Source organism: Vescimonas sp., assembly GCF_057856985.1.
The window spans coordinates 16,582-36,995 of the sequence record NZ_DBLZXX010000012.1 but is presented as its reverse complement, the minus strand read 5'-3'; the positions used below and the strand labels follow the sequence as shown (position 1 = coordinate 36,995).

Here is a 20,414-nt window from a genome sequence, read left to right as displayed (position 1 = left end):
ACCGAAATACACCGCAAGGAGAATGACCGTGGATAAGCGACTGGAACGCATCCTGCCTCGGGTGCAGAAGCCCGCCCGCTACGTGGGCGGCGAATATAACGCCGTGCTGAAGGACAAGACGCAGGTGGACACCCGCATCGCCTTCTGCTTCCCCGACACCTACGAGATCGGCATGTCCAATCTGGGCATGCGGATCCTGTACGGCGTCATGAACGAGATGGACGGCGTCTGGTGTGAGCGCGTGTTCGCCCCCTGGGGCGACATGGAGGAGGAGATGCGCAAGGCGGCTATGCCGCTGTTCGCGCTGGAATCCGGCGACCCCATCACCGATTTTGACATTGTGGCCTTTTCCGTGGGCTATGAGATGGCGTTCCCCGCCATCCTGAACATGCTGGATCTGGCGGGCATCCCGCTGCACGCGGCGGAGCGCACCGGCCTTTCGCCGCTGGTCATCGCCGGCGGCACCGCTATGTACAACGCCGAGCCCATCGCCGACTTCATTGACCTTGTGAGCCTGGGCGAGGGCGAGGACCTGACGGTGGAGCTGGTGGAGCTGTACCGCACCGCCCGGCGGGAGGGGTGGAGCAAGCAGCAGCTGCTTCGCGCCGCCGCCCGGCTGGACGGCGTCTACGTTCCCAGCCTCTACGATGTCACATACCACGAGGACGGCACCGTGGCCGCCATCACCCCGAAGGACGGCGCACCGGCCAAGGTGACAAAGCGCATCGTCCACGACATGGACAAGTCCTATTTCCCCGTCAAGACCATCGTCCCCAGCACGGAGATCGTGCAGGACCGCGTGACGCTGGAGCTGTTCCGCGGCTGTATCCGGGGCTGCCGGTTCTGTCAGGCGGGCTACGTCTACCGCCCTGTCCGCAACCGCAGCCGCGACCTGTGCGCCGATTACTGCGTCCGCACCTGTGATGACACCGGCTATCAGGAGGTGACGCTGTCCAGCCTGTCCACCAGCGACTACCCGCCGCTGACCACACTGTGCGATGAGCTGGAGCCCTTCTGCGACCAGCGCCACGTCAGCCTGTCCCTGCCGTCTCTGCGGGCGGACAACTTCTCCATGGAGCTGATGCAGCGTCTGGCCAAGGGCCGTAAGACGGGCCTGACCTTCGCGCCGGAGGCCGGCACCCAGCGCCTGCGGGATGTCATCAACAAGAACGTGACGCTGGATGACCTGCTGCAAAGCTGCCGCACCGCCTTTGCCGGCGGATACAGCGCCGTGAAGCTCTATTTTATGCTGGGCTTGCCTACGGAGACGGACGAGGACGTGCTGGGCATCGCCGATGTGGCCGCCCGCGTCATGCACGCTTGGCGGGAGAGCGCCCAGAACAAGCAGCGCGGCGTCCGCATCACCGTGTCCACCAGCTGGTTCGTGCCCAAGCCCCACACCGCCTTCCAGTGGGAGCCCCAGATCTCCAAGGAGGAGTACGAGCGCCGTGTGGCGCTGCTGCGGGAGGCCATCAAGACCAAGACCGTCACCTATAACTGGCACGACTCCGACACCAGCTTTCTGGAGGCGGTGCTGGCGCGCGGTGACCGGCGGCTGGGGAAGGTGCTGGAAACGGCGTGGCGTAAAGGTGCAAAGCTTGACGCCTGGGAGGAGTATTTCTCCCTGGACCGTTGGCTGGAGGCTTTCGACGAGTGCGGCCTTGACCCGCATTTTTACGCCAACCGCACCCGTCCGGAGGACGAGCTGATGCCGTGGAGCATGATCTCCTCCGGCGTCACGGAGCAGTACCTCCTGCGGGAGCGCCATAAAGCCTATGAGTCCGTGACCACACCGGACTGCCGCACCCACTGCAATGGCTGCGGCGCCAATCTGCTGGTAGGAGGAAAGTGCGATGTCTAAGCTGCGGCTGCTGTTTATCAAGGAGGCGCAGGCGTCCTATATCTCCCATCTGGACCTGCTGCGCACGTTCCAGCGCGCCTTTCCCCGCACAGAGCTGGATATCAAGCACTCCCAGGGCTATCACCCCCATCCCATCATCTCCATCGTCCTGCCCCTGCCGGTGGGCCAGTCCAGTGACTGCGAGCTGCTGGACTTCGAGGTGACGCAGGATACCGACGGCAGCGGCATCGCGGAGAAGCTGAACACCGGCATGCCCAGCGGCCTGCGGGTGCTGGACTGCTATCCCGCCGTCCGTCCCGTGCGGGAACTGACATATCTGCGGGCGGACCTGACACTGGAGTACGATAACGGCGTGCCGGAAAACGCCGCCGCCCGTCTGACAGAGCTGCTGGGGCGTCAGGAGCTGGTGATCCAGAAGCGCACCAAGCGCAAAGATCTGGCAGACGTTGATATCGCGCCCATGATAAAGGACTTTTCCTTTACAGAGGGAGAGGGCGTTGTCACCGGCACGGTGACGGCGCTGGCCCAGAATCCCGGATTGAACCCCCAGCTGCTGGAGAAGGCGGTGGAGCGGTATCTGCCCGAGCTGACGCCGGACTTCCTCCGCGTCCGCCGCCGCGCCATTCTGGACGCCGAGGGACGGGATTTTCGATAATGCCCCGTCATTTCCCGGATTCAGAGAGAAAGCACACAAAATTGCAGAAAAATATGAAGAAATCTCTTGCATTTTCCGAGCTTCTGTGTTATTCTATCATGGCGTAAAAAGGGCGGTCCTCTGTCGCCGGTGTCCCGAAAAGTGCGGCCATCACATAAATAGCGGCATGAACACCTATATTTTTAGGAGGAAAAATCCATGGATCTCATCAAAGCTCTGAACGAGAAGCAGCTGAAGGAAGTACCCCAGGTACTGGTGGGCGACACCGTCCGCGTACACGTGAAGGTCAAGGAAGGCGCCCGTGAGCGTATCCAGGTCTTCGAGGGCACTGTCATCGCCAAGAAGCACGGCGGTATCGAGGAGACCATCACCGTCCGCCGCCTGTCCTACGGCGTCGGCGTGGAGAAGGTGTTCCCCGTTCACTCCCCGTCCATTGAGAAGATCGAGACGGTGCGTCACGGCTATGTCCGCCGCGCCAAGCTGTACTACCTGCGCGACCGTGTTGGTAAGGCAGCCAAGATCCGCGAGAAGCTGTAAGCGACCCCCTGAGATCAGAAAAGCGCCCACGTCTGTGGGCGCTTTTTGCCGTCTTTCCCCCTTTGCAGCAGGGGAAAATTATGCTATACTGTTGGAAAATTCATCATGAAGGGCAAATACGGAAATAAAAGCTTCCTGATGCATTCATGATGAACGGAAATATTTACCAGAGGAGGTGTGCGCCGTGCAGATCGAAGGGCTCAGCTGGTTTCCCGGGCACATGACAAAAACCAAGCGGATGATCGTATCCGAGATCGGCCACATGGACGCGGTGTGCGAGATCGTGGATGCCCGTATCCCCCAGTCCAGCCGCAACCCCGACGTGGACGAGCTGACGGCGGGCAAGCCCCGCCTGATGGTGCTGAACCGCGTGGATCAGGCGGACCCCGCCGAGACGAAGAAGTGGGCCGCAGCCTTTCGCGCACAAGGCTTTGCGGTGCTGGAGGCCAACGCCAGGGGCGGCGTGGGCACGGAGAAATTCGCCGCCGCCGTGCGGGAGCTGCTGAAGGATAAGCTGGCGGCCTACGCCGAGAAGGGGCAGGTGGGCCGCACCATCCGCGTGATGGTGCTGGGCATCCCCAACGTGGGAAAATCCACGTTTATCAACAAGGTGGCCAAGCGCAAGACTGCCAGAGCCGAGGACCGGCCGGGTGTGACCCGCTCCAAGCAGTGGGTGCCGGTGGACGCCACGCTGGAGCTGTTGGATACGCCGGGTATTCTGTGGCCAAAGTTTGATGACACAGAGGTTGGCAAGCGATTGGCCTTTACAGGCGCTATCAAGGATGATGTGCTGGACATCGAGGAACTGGCCTGCTATCTGATGGACTATATGGCCGCCCATTACGCCGACGTGCTGCGGGAGCGGTACAGGATCGATGTGGAAGAAGGCGACAGCGGCTACGAGCTGCTGGAAAAAGCGGGACGGAAGCGGGGCTTCCTTATGAGGGGCGCGCAGGTGGATACCGAACGCATGGCCCGTATCCTGCTGGATGAATTCAGAGGCGGCAAGCTGGGACGCTTTACACTGGAGACGGTGGAGGACTGCGGAAAATGAGAGAGACGGCGGACCTCTGGGCCTATGAGCGGGAGGCGCGTGAGCAGGGCTATACCGCGGTGTGCGGCGTGGACGAGGCCGGCGCGGGCCCGCTGATGGGGCCGGTATATGCAGCGGCGGTGATCCTGCCGGAGGACTATGACCTGCCGGAGTTGAACGACTCCAAAAAGCTGACGGAGAAAAAGCGGGAAATGCTGTTTCCCTTGATAAAAGAGCGGGCCATCGCCTGGTCCGTTGCATGGGTGGAGGCATCGGAGATCGATGCGACTGACATCCTCAGTGCCCGCATGAAGGCCATGCAGATGGCCATCGACGGCCTTTCCGTGACATCGGACATGGCCCTCATCGACGGCAATCGGGACAAGGGACACAGTGCCGCCATCTCCACAGCGCACCGGTGTATCGTGGGCGGCGACGGCAAGTCCGCGTCCATCGCGGCGGCATCTGTCCTGGCCAAGGTGAGCCGTGACCACTACGTGACGGAGGTGCTGGACAAGGCGTATCCCCAGTACCAGTTCGCAAAGCACAAGGGCTACGGTACCAAGCTGCACTATGAGATGCTGGACAAATACGGCCCCTGTCCGGAGCATCGGCGGAGCTTCCTGAAAAAGTGGGAGGCAAAGCGATGAGCGCGGTAAAGCCCGCCCCGGAAAAGGGCGGACGGTCTGAGGGGACGTGGGGCGAGGCGCTGGCGGCGGAGTACCTGCGGCAGCGGGGCTGCCGGCTGGCGGCCCACAGCTACCACTGCCGGTTCGGCGAGATCGACCTTATCGTCTGGGACGGGGACGTCCTGTGCTTCGTGGAGGTCAAGACCCGCTCCAACACGGACATGGGTCTGCCCCGGGAGTATGTGACCCCGGCCAAGCAGAGACGGCTGAAAAAGACAGCACTGTACTACCTGTGTGAGAAGCAGCTGGACTGTCCGGCACGCTTCGATGTGGCGGAGGTCTATGCGGACAGCCCTTATAGCCGGGAGAACGTCCGCATAGAATATCTGGAAAACGCCTTTGAATAGGGGAGTGACCAAACGGTGATATCATATTTCGACGCCCACTGCGACACCATCTGGCGCTGCATGGAGACGGGGCCGGTGGCCGACTACGGTGAGACGGAGCAGGAACAGAGGGCCTTTTTCAAGACCGGCGGCGGCCTGCGGCAGAACTGCGGCCACGTGGACCTGCTGCGGGACAGGGGCTTTGCCAGACGTGGCCAGTTCTTCGCCCTGTACGACGACGTGAAGCGCCTGCCGGAGGGCACGGCGTGGCAGCGCTGCTGCGAGATGCACGACTGGTTTTTGCGGGAGCTGGCGGAGAACGGCGACATGGCCGTGCTGTGCCGCAGCGGCGCGGAGGCGGATGCGGCGGCGGAGAGCGGCAGGACGGCGGCATTCCTCAGCGTGGAGGGCGCGGATCTGCTGGACTGCGACACCGAGAAGCTGCGTCAGGCGGCGGCGTGGGGCGTGCGGCTGGTGAACCCCGTGTGGAACAACGCCAACGCCCTCAGCGGCAGCTGCGCCGACGATCCGGATCGCGGCCTGTCAGCCCAGGGCCGGGGCTTTATTCGCGAGATGGAGCGGCTGGGCATCTACGCCGACGTGTCCCATCTGTCGGACCCGGGGTTCTGGGAGCTGTACCGCATGACGGAACGGCCCATCGTGGCGTCCCACTCCAACGCCAGGGCCCTGTGTTCCCAGCGGCGGAACCTGACGGACGACATGTTCCGCGCCATACGGGACACCGGCGGCGTGGTGGGACTCAACCTGTACCGCGGCTTTGTGGGCGGCGCGTCCATGGACGCGCTGGTGGCCCATGTGGAGCACTTCCTGCATCTGGATGGGGAAAAGACCCTGTGCATCGGCGGGGATCTGGACGGCTGTGAGGCGCTGGCGGCGGGGATGAACGGCGCGGAGGACGTGCCGCAGCTGTACGAGGCGCTGGAGAAGCAGGGGTACGGGAAAGCCTTGCTGGAGGACATATTCTGGAACAATCTGCGCAGGCTGCTGTGAAGCGGCGGCCGGAGAAAGGAGGGACGCCATGGCGCTGTATGCCATCGGGGACCTGCACCTGTCGCTGAACAGCGACAAGCCCATGGACATCTTCGGGGAGAAGTGGCATGGCTATGTGGACAAGATCAGGGCGGGGTTCGCACCGCTGCACGAGGACGACGTTACCGTGCTGTGCGGCGATCTGAGCTGGGGCATGAGTCTGGAGGAGTCGCTGGAGGACTTCCGGTTTATCCACGCCCTGCCGGGAAAGAAGATATTGATGAAGGGGAACCACGACTACTGGTGGAACACCGTGGCCAAGATGCGGCGGTTCTTTGACGAGAACGGGCTGGATTCCTTTGAGATCCTGCACAACAACTGCCTGTTCTACGGGGACAAGGCTCTGTGCGGTACGCGGGGCTGGTTCTACGAGCTGGACAGCGAGGGGACCCACAACGGCAAGATGCTGGCCCGTGAGGCGGGGCGGCTGGAGACATCGCTGCAGGCGGCGGGGGATCGGGAGAAGCTGTGCTTCCTGCACTATCCGCCGCTGTATCAGGGCTACGAGTGTCCCGAGATCCTGCGGCTATTGCAGCGCTACGGCGTGAAGCGGTGCTTTTACGGCCATCTCCACGGCGCCAGCCACAAGCGGGCGCTGGAGGGGATGCACTACGGCACGGATTTTTCACTGGTGGCAGGGGATCGGCTGGACTTCGTCCCTAAAAAAATTTGCGAATAAGAGAAAAAACAGTGGAAATTCCCATTCTTATCTGGTATCATACTATATTGCATTGGTGTTGCTATGAAAACAGGCCGATGCGGAACGGAGGAATAAACAAATGACTGTGAAAAGCTGTGAGAAACTGGAGAAAAGCAGAGTTGCTCTGACCATCGAGACGAGCGCCGAGGAGTTCGAGGCCGCCGTCAATAAGGCGTATCTGAAGATGCGCGGTAAGATCAACGTACCCGGCTTCCGTGTCGGCAAGGCCCCCCGCAAGATCATCGAGAAGATGTACGGCGCTGAGGTCTTCTACGAGGAGGCTGTCAATATCATCCTGCCCGACGCCTACGAGGCGGCCGTGAAGGAGCAGGAGCTGGAAGTGGTGGGTTATCCCCAGGTGGAGCTGGAGTCCTGCACCAAGGACGGCGTGGTATTCAAGTGCACCGTGGCCGTGTATCCCGAGGTGAAGCTGGGCCAGTACAAGGGTCTGGAGGCCCCCAAGGCGGAGGTCAAGGTGGTCGCCGCCGACGTCAACGCCCGCCTGAAGGAGATGGCCGACCGCAACAGCCGTCTGGTGTCCGTGGAGCGCGCCGTGAAGAAGGGCGACACCGCCGACATCGACTTCGAGGGCTTCGACAACGGCGTGGCCTTCGACGGCGGCAAGGGTGAGAATTTCGATCTGGAGATCGGCTCCGGCAGCTTCGTGCCGGGCTTTGAGGATCAGCTCATCGGCATGAAGGCCGGCGAGGAGAAGGACATCGACATCACCTTCCCCGAGAACTATACCCCCGAGCTGGCCGGCAAGCCCGTGGTCTTCCATGTGAAGGTCAACGAGGTCAAGGAGAAGCAGGTCCCGGCCATTGACGACGAGTTCGCCAAGGATGTGTCCGAGTTCGACACCCTGAAGGATCTGAAGGCCGACATCAAGAAGAAGCTGACCGCCGAGCGTACCGAGTCCGCCCAGCGCGCCTTCGAGGACGTGCTGATGGCCAAGGTGGCCGAGGGCATCGAGGCCGACATCCCCGAGGAGATGGTGGAGCTGCAGGCCGAGCGTATGATGGAGCAGTTCAAGCAGCAGCTGGCCTCTCAGGGCATCCCCTTTGACCAGTATCTGAAGATGACCAACACCGCCGAGGCCGACTTCCGCAAGCAGGCGCAGGGTCCCGCTGCCGATCAGGTGAAGATGGATCTGGCAGTGGAAGCCATCATCAAGGCCGAGGGCCTGGAGGCCTCCGACGAGGACGTGGAGAGCGAGATGAAGTCCGTGGCCGAGAAATACGGCATGGATCTGGACACCGTGAAGAAGTACCTGCGTCCCGAGGATGTGAAGGAGCAGGTCATCCGCGAGAAGGTCGTGAAGCTGGTGGCGGACAGCGCCGTGGCTGTGGCTCCCGCCGAGGAGAAGGCCGAGCTGGAGGCCGAGGGCGAGGTCGTGGAGAAGAAGGCTGCCAAGAAGGCTCCTGCCAAGAAGCCCGCTAAGAAGGACGCGGAAAAAGACGCAGAATAAGAGAGAGCGCTTTTGAAAATCATATGCGGGTGGGTATAATCTGGTAGCTATCTTTTACAGGAGGTTTATTTTATGAGCTTAGTTCCCTATGTTGTGGAGCAGACCAACCGCGGCGAGCGGTCCTACGACATTTTTTCCCGTCTGCTCAACGACCGTATCGTATTCCTGGGCGAAGAAGTGAACGATACCACCGCCAGCCTGGTCGTGGCGCAGCTGCTGTATCTGGAGGCGCAGGATCCCGATAAGGACATCCAGATGTACATCAACAGCCCCGGCGGCAGCGTGACCGCGGGCATGGCTATCTACGATACCATGCAGTATATCAAGTGCGATGTGTCCACCATCTGCATCGGCATGGCCGCCAGCATGGGCGCCTTCCTGCTGTCCTCCGGCACCAGGGGCAAGCGCATCGCGCTGCCCAATGCCGAGATCATGATCCATCAGCCCTCCGCAGGTACGCAGGGCAAGGTGACGGACATGGAGATCGATGTGGAGCACTTCCTGAAGATCAAGCAGAGGCTGAACAAGATCCTGTCCGAGAATACCGGCAAGCCGGTGGAGCAGGTGAAAGCCGACTCTGAGCGCGACCACTGGATGATCGCCGAGGAGGCCAGGGAATACGGCCTGGTGGATAAGGTCATTTACAAGAGGTAAACAAGCATGGCGGAAGAAAAAAAGGTGCTGCGCTGCTCCTTCTGCGGAAAGGCGGAGGGGCAGGTACACCGCATGATCCAGGGCCCCGGCGTGCGCATCTGCGACGAATGCGTGCAGCTGTGCATGTCCATTCTGGACGATGGGTACAGTGCGGCGATGGACGAAGGCTTCGAGAGCGTGGAGGATCTGCCCACGCCGCAGCAGATCAAAGAGGTGCTGGATCAGTATGTCATCGGTCAGGAGGGGGCCAAGATCGCCCTGTCCGTGTCGGTGTATAACCACTATAAGCGCATCTATTTCGGCGGCAACGAGGATGTGGAGCTGCAGAAGAGCAACATTCTGATGATCGGCCCCACGGGCTCCGGTAAGACGCTGTTCGCCCAGACGCTGGCGCGGGTGCTGAAGGTACCCTTCGCCATCGCCGACGCCACCACGCTGACCGAGGCCGGCTATGTGGGCGACGACGTGGAGAACATCCTGCTGCGGCTTCTGCAGGCGGCGGATTTCGATGTGGAGCTGGCGGAGCGGGGTATCATCTATGTGGATGAGATCGACAAGATCGCCCGCAAGAGCGAGAACACCTCCATTACCCGAGACGTGTCCGGCGAGGGCGTGCAGCAGGCGCTGCTGAAGATCTTAGAGGGCACTGTGGCCAACGTACCGCCTCAGGGCGGGCGGAAGCACCCCCATCAGGAGTTCATTCAGATCGATACCAGCAATATCCTGTTTATCTGCGGCGGCGCCTTCGACGGTCTGGAGAAGATCGTGGAGAAGCGCGTGGGAAAGCAGGGCATCGGCTTTGAGAACACGGTGCAGAGCAAGGCAGACAAGGCCAGCACCAGTGAGCTTCTCAAGCAGGTGCAGCCTCATGACCTGCTGAAGTTCGGCATTATTCCCGAGCTGGTGGGTCGTCTGCCGGTGATCTCACCGCTGGAGGCTCTGACCAGAGAGGATCTGGTGCGCATCCTGACGGAGCCCAAGAACGCGCTGGTCAAGCAGTACAAGGCGCTGCTGGCTTACGACGGCGTGGCGCTGGAGTTCCAGCAGGGAGCGCTGGAGGCGGTAGCCGATAAGGCCATCGAGCGGAATATCGGCGCCCGTGGACTGCGGGCGGTGATGGAGGGAATGCTGACCAAGGTGATGTATGACATCCCGTCCGACCCCACCATCACAAAAGTCACCATCACGGCGGACTGCGTCAACGGCGCGGAGCCGGTGGTGGAGCGCGATCCCGAAAAGGTGACGCGCAAAGCAAAACTCAAGACCGGCGCTGCGGAAAAACAGACCGCACCGGCCTCTTGACGGACCGGCAAAGAGGAGAGGCGACACGCTTCTCCTCTTTTTCGCTCCGGTGAGAAAGGAGTACCTATGGAACCCATTACCATGAACATACCCGTGCTGGCACTGCGGGGCCTGACGGCCTTTCCCAACGAGACGCTGTCCTTCGATGTAGAACGGGACATCTCCATCTACGCCCTGGACAACGCCATGGAGAATGACCGCAGGCTGTTCCTCGTGACCCAGAAGGAAATTTCGGTGGCAGATCCCACCGAGGAGGACCTGTACCGTGTTGGCACGATCTGCCATATTCTGCAAATCATCAAGACATCCGAGAACAGCGTGCGGGTCATCGTGGAGGGAGAGGAGCGTGCGCGGCTGCACCGGATGTGGCAGGGAAAGCCGTTCCTGCAGGCCAATGTGGAGGTGCTGGAGGAGGAGTTCCCGGGCAAGATCACGCCGCGGGTGGAGGCCATGCTGCGGCGGACCTACGCGCTGTTCGGCGCGTATAAGGAGCTGGCGCCGCAGCTCAGCGACGACTTTATCGCAGCGGTGCTGGACTGCCGCGACACGGGACGGCTGGCGGACCTCATCGCACAGAACATCACCCTGCGCCATCAGGATAGGCAGCGGGCGCTGGAGGAGCTGCGGCCCAACCGGCGGCTCCAGATCGTCAACGATATCCTGACCCACGAGGTGGACGTGCTGTCGCTGGAGATGCAGATGGAGCAGAAGGTGCGCCAGCGGGTGGCTCAGGTGCAGAAGGACATGATCCTGCGGGAGCAGGTGAAGGTGCTGCAGCATGAGCTGGGCGATGACGGCGACGAGGAGATCGCCGAGTACACCGAGAAGATCCAGCGGGCCAAGCTGCCCGAGGAGGTACATAAGCGGCTGACCAAAGAGGTGGAACGGCTGGCGAAGCAGCCCTTCGGCAGCGCGGAGGCCTCCGTTATCCGGAACTATCTGGACGTGTGTCTGGAGATGCCGTGGAACAGGTTCAGCCGCGAACGGGCGGATGTGGAGCAGGCGCGAAAGCTGCTGGATCGGGATCACTACGGTCTGGAGAAGGTGAAAGAGCGCATTCTGGAGTTCATCGCCGTGCGGCAGCTGAATCCGGACGCCAAGGGCAAGATCCTGTGTCTGGTAGGCCCTCCGGGCGTGGGCAAGACCTCGGTAGCCATCTCGGTGGCCAAGGCTATGAACCGGAAGCTGGCGCGGCTCAGTCTGGGCGGTGTGCGGGACGAGGCGGATATCCGCGGTCACCGCAAGACCTACATTGGAGCCATGCCGGGGCGCATCATCGAGGCCATCAGCCGCGCAGGGGCTATGAATCCGCTGCTGGTGCTGGATGAGATCGACAAGTTGGGCAGCGACATGCGGGGCGACCCCGCATCGGCGCTGCTGGAGGTGCTGGACGGAGAACAGAACACTTCGTTCCGCGACCATTTTCTGGAGGTGCCGGTGGATCTGAGCCGCGTGATGTTTATCACCACGGCCAACACCACATCCACCATTCCCCGCCCGCTGCTGGACCGGATGGAGGTCATCGAGCTCACCAGCTATACCGACGAGGAGAAGCTGCAGATCGCCAGAACCCACCTGCTGCCCAAGCAGATGAAGGAGCATGGACTGAAAAAAAGCCAGCTGCGCATCAGCGACGACGCCATCCGCGCGGTCATCACCGATTACACACGGGAGTCCGGTGTCCGGACGCTGGAGCGTCTGCTGGGCAAGCTGTGCCGTAAGGCCGCTATGCGTCTGGTGGAAACGGATGTAAAGCGAGTTGACATTACACCAAGGGATCTACAGGAGTTGCTGGGCGTGCCCCACTATCAGGACAACGCACGGAGCCGTCAGGACCAGATCGGTGTGGTCAATGGACTGGCCTGGACTGAGGTAGGCGGCGAGCTGCTGGAGGTGGAGGCCGGCGTGATGGAGGGCTCCGGCAAGCTGGAGCTCACCGGCAATCTGGGCAAGGTGATGCAGGAGTCCGTGCAGGCGGCCTACACCTGCCTGCGCAGCCGCGCGGCGGAGCTGGGTATCCCCAGGGATTTCTACAAGACCAAGGACATCCACGTCCACTTCCCCGAGGGTGCGGTGCCCAAGGACGGGCCGTCGGCGGGCATCGCCATCGCCACGGCCATGCTGTCCGCCCTGACGGGGCGGCCGGTACGCCACGATGTGGCCATGACCGGTGAGGTCACACTGCGGGGACGCGTGCTGCCCATCGGCGGCCTGAAGGAAAAAACCATGGCGGCTAAGCGCAGCGGTATCCGGACGGTCATCATCCCCAAGGAGAACGAAAAAGATCTGGAGGAGATCGACCAGACCGTGCGGGCGGCGCTGCGGTTCGTGACGGCGGAGACGGTGGACGCCGTGTTTGCCCATGCGCTGGCGCTGCCGAAAAAGGAGGCGGCGGTGGAGCATCTCACCGCCATGGCCGGACTGGAACGGCAGGAGGTGCGCTGTGGCGATCAACTTTAACAAGGCGGAGTTCGTGCTGTCAGCTGTAAAGGCAAGCACCTTTATCCGCGACGGAAAACCGCAGGTCACGTTCGCCGGACGCAGCAACGTGGGAAAATCCTCCGTCATCAACCGGCTGCTGGGGCGGAAAAATTTCGCCCGCGTGGGCGCAACACCGGGCAAGACCAACCAGATCAACTACTTCGATATCGACGGGAAGATCTATTTTACCGACCTGCCGGGATATGGCTACGCCAAGGTGTCCAAGGAGGAGCGGGACCGGTGGGGGCGGCTGATGGAGAGCTATTTTGCCGAGCCGGACCTCATCACGCTGGGCGTGCTGATCGTGGACGCACGGCACAAGCCTACCGCCGATGATGTCACCATGTGCGACTGGTTCAAGGGCACGGGCTGCCCCGTCATCGTGGTGGCCAACAAGCTGGACAAGCTGAAAAAGAGCGAGATCGAGCCGAATCTGGCGCGCATCCGCGAGACGCTGTCGCTGGACGAGGGCGCGGCGCTTATCCCGTTTTCCGCGGAGAAGGGGATCGGCAAGGCGGAGCTGCTGGCGGCGATCGGAGACGGCTGCGGTAAGTGAATATGAAAACCCCAGCGGTCTGCCACAGGCAGACCGCTGGGGTTTTGCCGGTTATTGGAGCTCCTGCTCCAGTACGTCGAACTCCGGCGTGGAGAAAAATTCGCCGAGAGTGATGTCCAGACCGTCGCAGAGCATTTTGATGGTCAGCAGCTTGGGGTTCTGGCTTTTGCCGTAGAGAATGTTCTTGATACTGGACGGCGGCAGGGCGCAAATGGTCGCAAGGCGGTTGATAGTCAGGCCGCGCTCCTCACAGAGGTGCAGGATGCGGTCCCTGACGGCTTCGGTGGTAGTCATAACGGCCTCCTGTGTTTTTCCTCAGAATAGCCGAAAAGGATTGCAATTATAGGCTACGCATGCTACTATTAGGCTATGCATAGTCTATGAGGAGGGGGAATATGGCAGACTATCAAAAAATGTACGTCATCCTGTGCGCTGCAGCAAGTGATGCGGCAGATGAACTGGCGGATATTCCGCTGGCCATGCGGTGCCGAGATAAGCTGCAGAAGGCTTTGTTAGCGGCCGAGGATATTTATATGGAAACGACCGTCGGTGTGCTGGACTGTGAGGGTGAATAAAAAATACCTTGGACGAAAACGTCCAAGGTATTTTTTGTGTATGTAATTATTCCGCTTTTTGCTTGGTGGGGAACTGGATCTGGGCCAGAATGACAGCGGCGAACATGATGGCGCAGCCAATGTACTCCCGCACGGTCATCTGTTGCTTCAGGATGATGGCGCCGGCGATAACGGCGAACACGCTCTCCAGACTCAGCAGAATGGTGACAACGGTGGGGTTGGAGTCCTTCTGGGCCAAAATCTGAAGCGTGTAGCCCACGCCGCAGGAGAAGATGCCCACGTACAGCAGGGGCAGGGCGCAGCTGAGGATGGCGGCGAAGTCCACGTCCTCAAAAATGAACATGCAGATGGTGGAGATGATGCCGGCGAACAGGAATTGCAGACAGCTGAGCTTCACGCCGTCGCAATAAGCGGTGAAGTGGTCGATGACCAGAATGTGGACGGCGAAGCACACCGCGCACACCAGGACCAACAGGTCGCCGGGGGCCAGAGAGAAGTCACCCTTGATGCACAGCAGGTACAGAGCCACCACGGACAGCACCACGGCGATCCAGGTGGGAAGGCTGACCTTGCGCTTGAAGAACAGACCGAACACGGGGACCAGTACCACGTACAGCGCCGTGATGAAGCCGGCCTTACCGGCATCGGTGCCGGCCACCAGACCCGCCTGCTGAAAGTTGGAGGCAATGGCCAGCGCCGCACCGCAGCACAGGCCGCCCAGCCACAGCTGCTTGTTGGCGGCTTTCTTCTCCTGAGCGGTGAGGGTGGGCTTGTTTTTCTTCACCTTGTCGCTGATGAGAATGACCACCAGCAGGGCCAGCACGGCGATAAAGTAACGGGTGGCGTTGAAGGCGAAGGCCCCGATGGAGTCGGCGCACAGGTCCTGCGCCACGAAGGCGGTGCCCCAAATGAACGCGGCAAGGATCGGGAACACTACCTGACGCATCTGATTGTATTTCATGGGTCAGTTTCCTTTCTCTCTCTCTAAAAATGGTTATTTCTCGGGGCCGGTGTGCCAGTGGAACTTCCGCTCCTGGCCCCGCAGAAGGCGCTGGATATTCTCGCGGTGGCACCACAGCACCAGCGCGGCGATGATGACGGTCAGCGACGTGTACAGGCCATTGTGGCCGCAGAGGAACCAGGTGGACACCGGCATGCTGACGGCGGCGGTGATGGAGCCCAGGGAGACGTATCTCGTGGTCAGCCACAGCAGGGCGAACAGGCCCCAGGCGATCAGCGCCACCCGCCAGTTCAGCAGCCACACCAGCACGGCGCCGGACAGGATGCCCTTGCCGCCCTTGAAGCCGAAGAACACGGGGAACATGTGGCCCAGCTCGCTGCCCAGCCCACCCAGCAGGACGCCCAGCGTCCAGTCGCCCGCCAGATAGTTGAGGATGACACCGCCGATGAGGCAGGCCGCCACGGTCTTGCCCATGTCCAGCAGGATGACGCCCAGAGCGTACTTGGCGCCGTAGGTGCGGTAGAAATTGGTGAGGCCGGCGTTGCCGCTGCCATGCTGCCGCACGTCATCGCGAATGATGAAGTGGCTCACCAGCACGGAGCCGTTGAGGCAGCCCAGAAAATAGCCCAGCAGTACCACCACGAACATGGCGAACACCGCTGCCCAAACGAGGTAGGTCAACCGTCATCCTCTCCTTTCTGGCGAATGGTAATGGTGATGGGGGTGCCCTCCAGACCGAACACGCTGCGGATCTGATTCTCCAGATAGCGCTGGTAGGAGAAGTGGAACAGCTTTTTGTCGTTGCAGAAGATCACGAAGTGGGGCGGCTTGACGCCCACCTGTGTCATGTAGTAGATCTTCAGGCGTCGGCCCTTATCCGTGGGCGGCTGCACGCGGGTCTGGGCGTCGGCCAGCACGCTGTTGAGCATACCGGTGGTGATGCGCACGGCGGCCTGATCATTGACATAGTTGATCAGCTCGAACAGGCGGTTTACCCGCTGGCCCGTCAGAGCGGAGATGAACAGGATGGGGGCGTAGGGCATATAGCTCAGGTCGCGGCGGATGTCCTCCCGCATGCGGTCCATGGTCTTGCCGTCCTTCTCGATGAGATCCCACTTGTTCACCACGATGATGCAGGCCTTGCCGGCGTCGTGGGCCAGACCCGCTACCTTGGTGTCCTGCTCCGTCACGCCCTCCTGCGCGTCGATAAGGATCAGGCACACGTCGCTGCGCTCGATGGCCATGGTGGCGCGGAGGACGCTGTACTTCTCGATGCTGTCGTCCACCTTGGACTTTTTCCGCATGCCGGCGGTATCGATGAAGTTATATTTGCCGTAGGAGTTCTCAAAGTAGCTGTCGATGGCGTCACGGGTGGTGCCGGCCACGTTGCTGACGATGACCCGCTGCTCGCCCAGAATTTTGTTGGTGAGGCTGGACTTACCTACGTTGGGCTTGCCGATGATGGCCACCTGCACCACGTCGGAGTCCTCCTCCTCGCCGTCGTCCGGCGGCAGGTACTGGAAGCAGGCGTCCAGCAGGTCGCCGGTGCCATGGCCGTGGACGGCGGAGATGGCGATGGGGTCGCCCAGACCGAGATTGTAGAACTCGTAGAAATCCGGGTCGATGGTGCCGGTGGCGTCCATCTTGTTCACTGCCAGCACGATGGGCTTGCGGCTGCGCTGGAGCATGCCGGCCACCTCCTGGTCCGAGGCGGTGAGGCCGGTCTTGATGTCCGTGACGAAGATGATGACATCGGCGTTGTCGATGGCGATCTGCGCCTGCTCCCGCATGAAGGCGAGGATCTGGTTGTCGGTGTTGGGCTCGATGCCGCCGGTGTCCACCAGACGGAACTTCCGGCCGGCCCACTCGCTCTCGCCGTAGATACGGTCGCGGGTGACGCCGGGGGTATCCTCCACAATGGACAGGCGCTTGCCGATGAGCTTATTGAACAGCATGGACTTGCCCACGTTGGGGCGGCCCACAATGGCGATCAAAGGTTTTGCCATAAGTTTACCCTCCTTTTCAACTGACGGTGCTGGAGGCGTCCAGCATGGCGTCCAGCAGGTCGCCGCCGTCGATGCCTACGATCTGCACGGGGCAGCCCAGCTCGTCTGCCAGACGCGCCACGGTATAGTCGTCCAGAAACACCGTTTCGCCGTGGCGCAGCATATGCAGCGGCAGCAGCACCCGCCCCAGGGACGGGACCCTTTGCAGCTGCGCCGACAGGTCCTGCCCTGTCAGCAGACCGGCCACGTCGATGGTGTGACCGAAGAAATCGTTTTCCACCGCGATGACCTGCCCCTCCAGACGGGGAAAATACGCCTTGGCCTGCTCCAGCAGTCCCCGCAGGAACGGCGCGGCGGCGGTGCCGGTGGCGATGGTGAAGGGGGGCGGCGCGGCGGCGGGATCCTCCAGACGCATGGCGGAGAGGAAGTCCTGCTCCAAGGAGCGCAGCATGCCTACGCCGTTTTCCAGCTGGCGGTAGCCCTCGTAATAGTCCTCCTGCGGCAGCGGCAGCCCCGCCCGCAGGTACAGCTCGTCGGCGCAGAAGAAGCGCCGTGTGCCGAAGCGCCGCAGGTTCTCCTGTCCGAACTCCTCGGCGATGGCGATGATGTCCCGTGCATCCTCGGCGCTGACGGGGCGCAGCTTCGCAAGACCCTGCCGGTACTTGGTGATGCCCACCGGCACCAGCGAGCAGCTGGAAAACTGCCACTCCGTCAGGTCACGCAGAGTGCGGCGCAGCTGGTCGCCGTCGTTCCAGCCCGGGCAGATGACGATCTGGCCGTTCATGACGATGCCCGCCTTGCAGAAGGCCTGAATGTAGTCCAGAGAGCGTTCTGCGTTCTTGTTGCCCAGCATGGTGCAGTGGAGCTGGGGGTCGGTGGTGTGGACGGAGACGTTGATGGGGCTGATGTGCAGGTCAATGATGCGCTGGGCCTCCCGCTCCGTCAGGTTGGTCAGGGTGATGTAGTTGCCCAGCAGGAAGCTGAGCCGTGCATCGTCGTCCTTGAAGTACAGCGTGGAGCGCATGCCGGGGGGCATCTGGTCCACGAAGCAGAAGATGCAGTGGTTGGCGCAGGAGCGCATCTCATCCATCAGATAGGTGTCGAAGTTCAGGCCCAGATCCTGCCCCTCCGCCTTGCGGATGGTGACGGTACGCACATCGCCCGACGCAGTTTTCAATTCCACGCGGGACAGGGGGTCGTAGCCGTAGAACCGGTAATCCAGCACATCCACGATGGTATGGCCGTTGATGGTCAGAAGCTGTTCGCCCACCTGTATACCGGCTTTTTCCGCAGGGCTGTGCCGGTCGATGGCGGTGATGATGGTGCTCATAGATGCGTCCTCTCTCGTAAAAGGGCATACGCCCACATGATAACCATTTCATTATAGCCGCTTTTATGGCAGGACGCAAGCTATTTATCGTGTCCAGTATAAACAGCGGCGAGCGGATTGTAAAACGCATGATTTCGATGCATCTCATGAGGGAAAGTGGGGGAGCGGGCCTGCGGAAGGGAAGGGCTCCGCGCCTGCGGGGCGGAAGAAAATCAAACGGGCGGCGTGGGGGACAAAACGCGCAAAAAAGCAGGAGGGAAGCTGCGCTTCCCTCCTGCGTGGACACATAAGAATTTACTTGTCCGCTGCCACAGACTTGACGACCTTGACTTCGCGGCCGTTGTAGGTACCGCACTCCGGGCACATTCTGTGAGGCAGATGCAGAGCACCGCACTTGGGGCATGCCACCAGAGCGGGAGCTGCCAGCTTCCATACGGAAGAACGTCTCTTATTGCGTCTTTGCTTGGATACTTTTCCCTTAGGGACTGCCATGTTGACACCTCCTTGGTATTAACTGCCTGAGCAGCAATTTATAATGGATTCACTCGTCCTTCTGCAACAGCTGCGCCAGCTTGGCCAGCCGGGGATCCACCGCCTTCTTGCAGCGGCAGCTCTCGCGGTTCAGGTCGGCACCGCAGCCGGGACATAGTCCCTTGCAGTCCTCAGAGCAGAGAAATTTCGTGTCCATATCGAGGATAAAGGCGTCCCGCGCCAGTTCCGTCACATCCACCTCATCGTCGTCCAACAGCACGATGTCGTCATCCTCATCGGACTGACGCTCCTCGGCCAGCACACAGGCGTAGTCCGTGGATTTCTCCTGATCGAACGCCTGGGCGCATCGGTCGCAGATGCAGTGGAGCGTGGTGGTGATCTGAAGCTCACACAGCAGCATACCCGCCTGATTCCGCAGCTGGCCGTCCACAACAACCGGTCGCGTTACAGGATAAGTACCACCGAACTCCAGATCGGAAAGGTCCATCTCAAAATGGATCTCCTGCCGGGAGCCGGGGGTATGCAGCAGCTTGTTTACGTTCAGACGCATAGTACACCTCGCAATGACACGAGTAGTATTATAGCCGACACAAAATCCCTTGTCAAACATTTTCTCACAAATATTTTGACTTTTTTCCAAAAGCGGTTACAATGGACGGAGAACACAAGGGAGGTGCGCCCATGCGGGAGCTGACCATCGGGAAAAACGACGCCGGAGTACGGCTGGACCGCTTCGTGTCCAAGGCGCTGCCGCTGCTGCCGCCGGCGCTGATGCAGAAGTACATACGCATCAAGCGCATCAAGGTCAACGGCGCACGGGCCCAGCGGGACCAGCGGCTGGCCCAGGGCGATGTGGTGCAATTATACATCAATGACGAGTTCTTTGACAAGCCGTCGGAGGAGAATCTGTTCCTGACGCTGTTCAAGCCCCAGGTGGACGTGGTGTACGAGGACGAGAACCTGCTGCTGGTCAACAAGCGGCCGGGGCTGGTGGTCCACGCCGACGAGACGGAGAAGGTGAACACCCTCATCAACCACATCCAGGCGTACCTCTATCAGAAGCGGGAGTGGAACCCCCGCTGGGAGAACGCCTTCGCTCCCGCGCTGTGCAACCGCATCGATCGCAACACAGGAGGCATGGTCATCGCCGCCAAGAACGCCGAGACGCTGCGGATCATCAACGAGAAGATCCGGCTGCGGGAGATCGACAAGCGATATCTGTGCATTACCGTGGGACGGCCCAAGCCGCCGGAGGGCAGGATCGAGTGCTTCCTTCTGAAGGACGAGCAGAAAAAGCAGGTGGCGGTGTACCACAGACCGGTGCCGGGGGGCAAGACCGCTGTCACGGACTACCGCACGCTGGAGACACGGGGCGAGCTGTCTCTGGTGGAGGTGGGACTGGAGACAGGGCGTACTCACCAGATCCGGGCGTCCTTTGCCGATCTGGGCTGTCCGCTGCTGGGGGACGGTAAGTACGGACGGGGCGACGTCAACCGCCGGTACGGGGAGACGCGGCAGGCGCTGTATGCCTATGAGCTGACCTTCGACCTGCCCACGGACGCGGGGATCCTGAACTACCTGCGGGGCAGGACTTTCACGGTGGAAAACGTGCCGTTCCGGGCAAAATATTTCGGCTGAAAACGTCGTGCGGGGCTGCTGACGCAGCCCCGCGCGATTTTTTTTGGGAAAAGCGGGAAAAGGCATTGACTTTTGGGGGGATACCATATATATTGTACCT

The 20,414-nt window shown here is 61.2% G+C and carries 22 protein-coding genes; 15 read left to right on the top strand and 7 right to left on the bottom strand.

Annotated elements, in window-relative coordinates; translation table 11 throughout:
* Window positions 1-22 precede the first annotated feature (22 nt).
* The 13 genes from ACZM22_RS08235 (at window position 23) to yihA (ending at window position 13,312) form a co-directional block, all read left to right on the top strand.
* Complete coding sequence (locus tag ACZM22_RS08235) at window positions 23-1,861, top strand: TIGR03960 family B12-binding radical SAM protein (RefSeq protein ID WP_489543712.1); 1,839 nt, start codon at window positions 23-25, stop codon at window positions 1,859-1,861.
* Window positions 1,854-2,516, top strand: a complete 663-nt coding sequence (locus tag ACZM22_RS08230; RefSeq protein WP_489543711.1) for a TIGR03936 family radical SAM-associated protein — start codon at window positions 1,854-1,856, stop codon at window positions 2,514-2,516. The genes ACZM22_RS08235 and ACZM22_RS08230 overlap by 8 nt, the downstream gene beginning before the upstream one ends.
* Before the next feature lie 198 nt (window positions 2,517-2,714).
* Window positions 2,715-3,053 (top strand): 50S ribosomal protein L19, encoded by a 339-nt coding sequence (gene rplS, locus ACZM22_RS08225; protein WP_482680475.1) that lies wholly within the window; start codon window positions 2,715-2,717, stop codon window positions 3,051-3,053.
* 220 nt (window positions 3,054-3,273) lie between these two features.
* Window positions 3,274-4,107: a ribosome biogenesis GTPase YlqF gene (ylqF, locus tag ACZM22_RS08220; RefSeq protein WP_489543720.1), complete on the top strand. Its 834-nt coding sequence runs from the start codon at window positions 3,274-3,276 to the stop codon at window positions 4,105-4,107.
* Window positions 4,104-4,736 (top strand): ribonuclease HII, encoded by a 633-nt coding sequence (gene rnhB / locus ACZM22_RS08215; RefSeq protein WP_483269190.1) that lies wholly within the window; start codon window positions 4,104-4,106, stop codon window positions 4,734-4,736. The genes ylqF and rnhB overlap by 4 nt, the downstream gene beginning before the upstream one ends.
* Window positions 4,733-5,122, top strand: coding sequence for a YraN family protein (locus tag ACZM22_RS08210; RefSeq protein ID WP_489543710.1), 390 nt, complete (start codon window positions 4,733-4,735; stop codon window positions 5,120-5,122). Before rnhB ends, ACZM22_RS08210 begins: the two co-directional genes overlap by 4 nt.
* A gap of 15 nt (window positions 5,123-5,137) precedes the next feature.
* On the top strand, window positions 5,138-6,112 hold the full coding sequence (locus ACZM22_RS08205) for a dipeptidase (protein ID WP_484424623.1): 975 nt from the start codon (window positions 5,138-5,140) through the stop codon (window positions 6,110-6,112).
* Between the two features lie 28 nt (window positions 6,113-6,140).
* Window positions 6,141-6,830, top strand: coding sequence for a metallophosphoesterase (locus ACZM22_RS08200; RefSeq protein WP_489543709.1), 690 nt, complete (start codon window positions 6,141-6,143; stop codon window positions 6,828-6,830).
* A gap of 100 nt (window positions 6,831-6,930) precedes the next feature.
* Window positions 6,931-8,319, top strand: a complete 1,389-nt coding sequence (gene tig / locus ACZM22_RS08195) for a trigger factor (RefSeq protein WP_484424624.1) — start codon at window positions 6,931-6,933, stop codon at window positions 8,317-8,319.
* A 72-nt stretch (window positions 8,320-8,391) separates the two neighbouring features.
* Complete coding sequence (gene clpP, locus ACZM22_RS08190; RefSeq protein WP_419518129.1) at window positions 8,392-8,973, top strand: ATP-dependent Clp endopeptidase proteolytic subunit ClpP; 582 nt, start codon at window positions 8,392-8,394, stop codon at window positions 8,971-8,973.
* Between the two features lie 6 nt (window positions 8,974-8,979).
* Window positions 8,980-10,275, top strand: a complete 1,296-nt coding sequence (gene clpX / locus ACZM22_RS08185) for an ATP-dependent Clp protease ATP-binding subunit ClpX (RefSeq protein ID WP_489543708.1) — start codon at window positions 8,980-8,982, stop codon at window positions 10,273-10,275.
* A gap of 66 nt (window positions 10,276-10,341) precedes the next feature.
* Window positions 10,342-12,735, top strand: a complete 2,394-nt coding sequence (lon, locus tag ACZM22_RS08180; protein ID WP_489543707.1) for an endopeptidase La — start codon at window positions 10,342-10,344, stop codon at window positions 12,733-12,735.
* Window positions 12,719-13,312, top strand: a complete 594-nt coding sequence (yihA, locus tag ACZM22_RS08175) for a ribosome biogenesis GTP-binding protein YihA/YsxC (RefSeq protein ID WP_419518124.1) — start codon at window positions 12,719-12,721, stop codon at window positions 13,310-13,312. The genes lon and yihA overlap by 17 nt, the downstream gene beginning before the upstream one ends.
* Before the next feature lie 51 nt (window positions 13,313-13,363).
* Here yihA and ACZM22_RS08170 read toward each other — a convergent pair whose 3' ends face one another.
* A complete protein-coding gene (locus ACZM22_RS08170) occupies window positions 13,364-13,606 on the bottom strand; it encodes a helix-turn-helix domain-containing protein (RefSeq protein ID WP_419518122.1) in 243 nt (80 codons plus the stop codon).
* Window positions 13,607-13,707: 101 nt separating this feature from the next.
* Between ACZM22_RS08170 and ACZM22_RS08165 the strand changes: the two genes are divergently transcribed.
* The gene (locus ACZM22_RS08165) at window positions 13,708-13,887 is read left to right on the top strand and encodes a hypothetical protein (protein WP_483268516.1); all 180 of its coding nucleotides are present in this window, start codon (window positions 13,708-13,710) and stop codon (window positions 13,885-13,887) included.
* Window positions 13,888-13,933: 46 nt separating this feature from the next.
* On the opposite strand, the gene ACZM22_RS08160 is transcribed toward ACZM22_RS08165, so the two are convergent.
* The 6 genes from ACZM22_RS08160 to ACZM22_RS08135 all read right to left on the bottom strand — a co-directional run bounded on the left by ACZM22_RS08160 (window position 13,934) and on the right by ACZM22_RS08135 (window position 19,226).
* A complete protein-coding gene (locus ACZM22_RS08160) occupies window positions 13,934-14,848 on the bottom strand; it encodes a DMT family transporter (protein ID WP_489543706.1) in 915 nt (304 codons plus the stop codon).
* A 33-nt stretch (window positions 14,849-14,881) separates the two neighbouring features.
* On the bottom strand, window positions 14,882-15,529 hold the full coding sequence (locus ACZM22_RS08155) for a glycerol-3-phosphate acyltransferase (RefSeq protein WP_489543705.1): 648 nt from the start codon (window positions 15,527-15,529) through the stop codon (window positions 14,882-14,884).
* Window positions 15,526-16,854 (bottom strand): ribosome biogenesis GTPase Der, encoded by a 1,329-nt coding sequence (gene der, locus ACZM22_RS08150; RefSeq protein WP_484424629.1) that lies wholly within the window; start codon window positions 16,852-16,854, stop codon window positions 15,526-15,528. Before der ends, ACZM22_RS08155 begins: the two co-directional genes overlap by 4 nt.
* 16 nt (window positions 16,855-16,870) lie before the next feature.
* Window positions 16,871-18,184: a DUF512 domain-containing protein gene (locus tag ACZM22_RS08145; protein ID WP_489543704.1), complete on the bottom strand. Its 1,314-nt coding sequence runs from the start codon at window positions 18,182-18,184 to the stop codon at window positions 16,871-16,873.
* Window positions 18,185-18,478: 294 nt separating this feature from the next.
* Window positions 18,479-18,676 carry a 50S ribosomal protein L32 gene (gene rpmF, locus ACZM22_RS08140; RefSeq protein WP_482681649.1) on the bottom strand — a complete coding sequence of 66 codons (198 nt, stop codon included), beginning with the start codon at window positions 18,674-18,676 and terminating at the stop codon, window positions 18,479-18,481.
* A 49-nt stretch (window positions 18,677-18,725) separates the two neighbouring features.
* Window positions 18,726-19,226, bottom strand: coding sequence for a YceD family protein (locus ACZM22_RS08135; RefSeq protein WP_483268521.1), 501 nt, complete (start codon window positions 19,224-19,226; stop codon window positions 18,726-18,728).
* A gap of 131 nt (window positions 19,227-19,357) precedes the next feature.
* Between ACZM22_RS08135 and ACZM22_RS08130 the strand changes: the two genes are divergently transcribed.
* Window positions 19,358-20,314 (top strand): RluA family pseudouridine synthase, encoded by a 957-nt coding sequence (locus ACZM22_RS08130; RefSeq protein ID WP_489543703.1) that lies wholly within the window; start codon window positions 19,358-19,360, stop codon window positions 20,312-20,314.
* Window positions 20,315-20,414 lie beyond the last annotated feature (100 nt).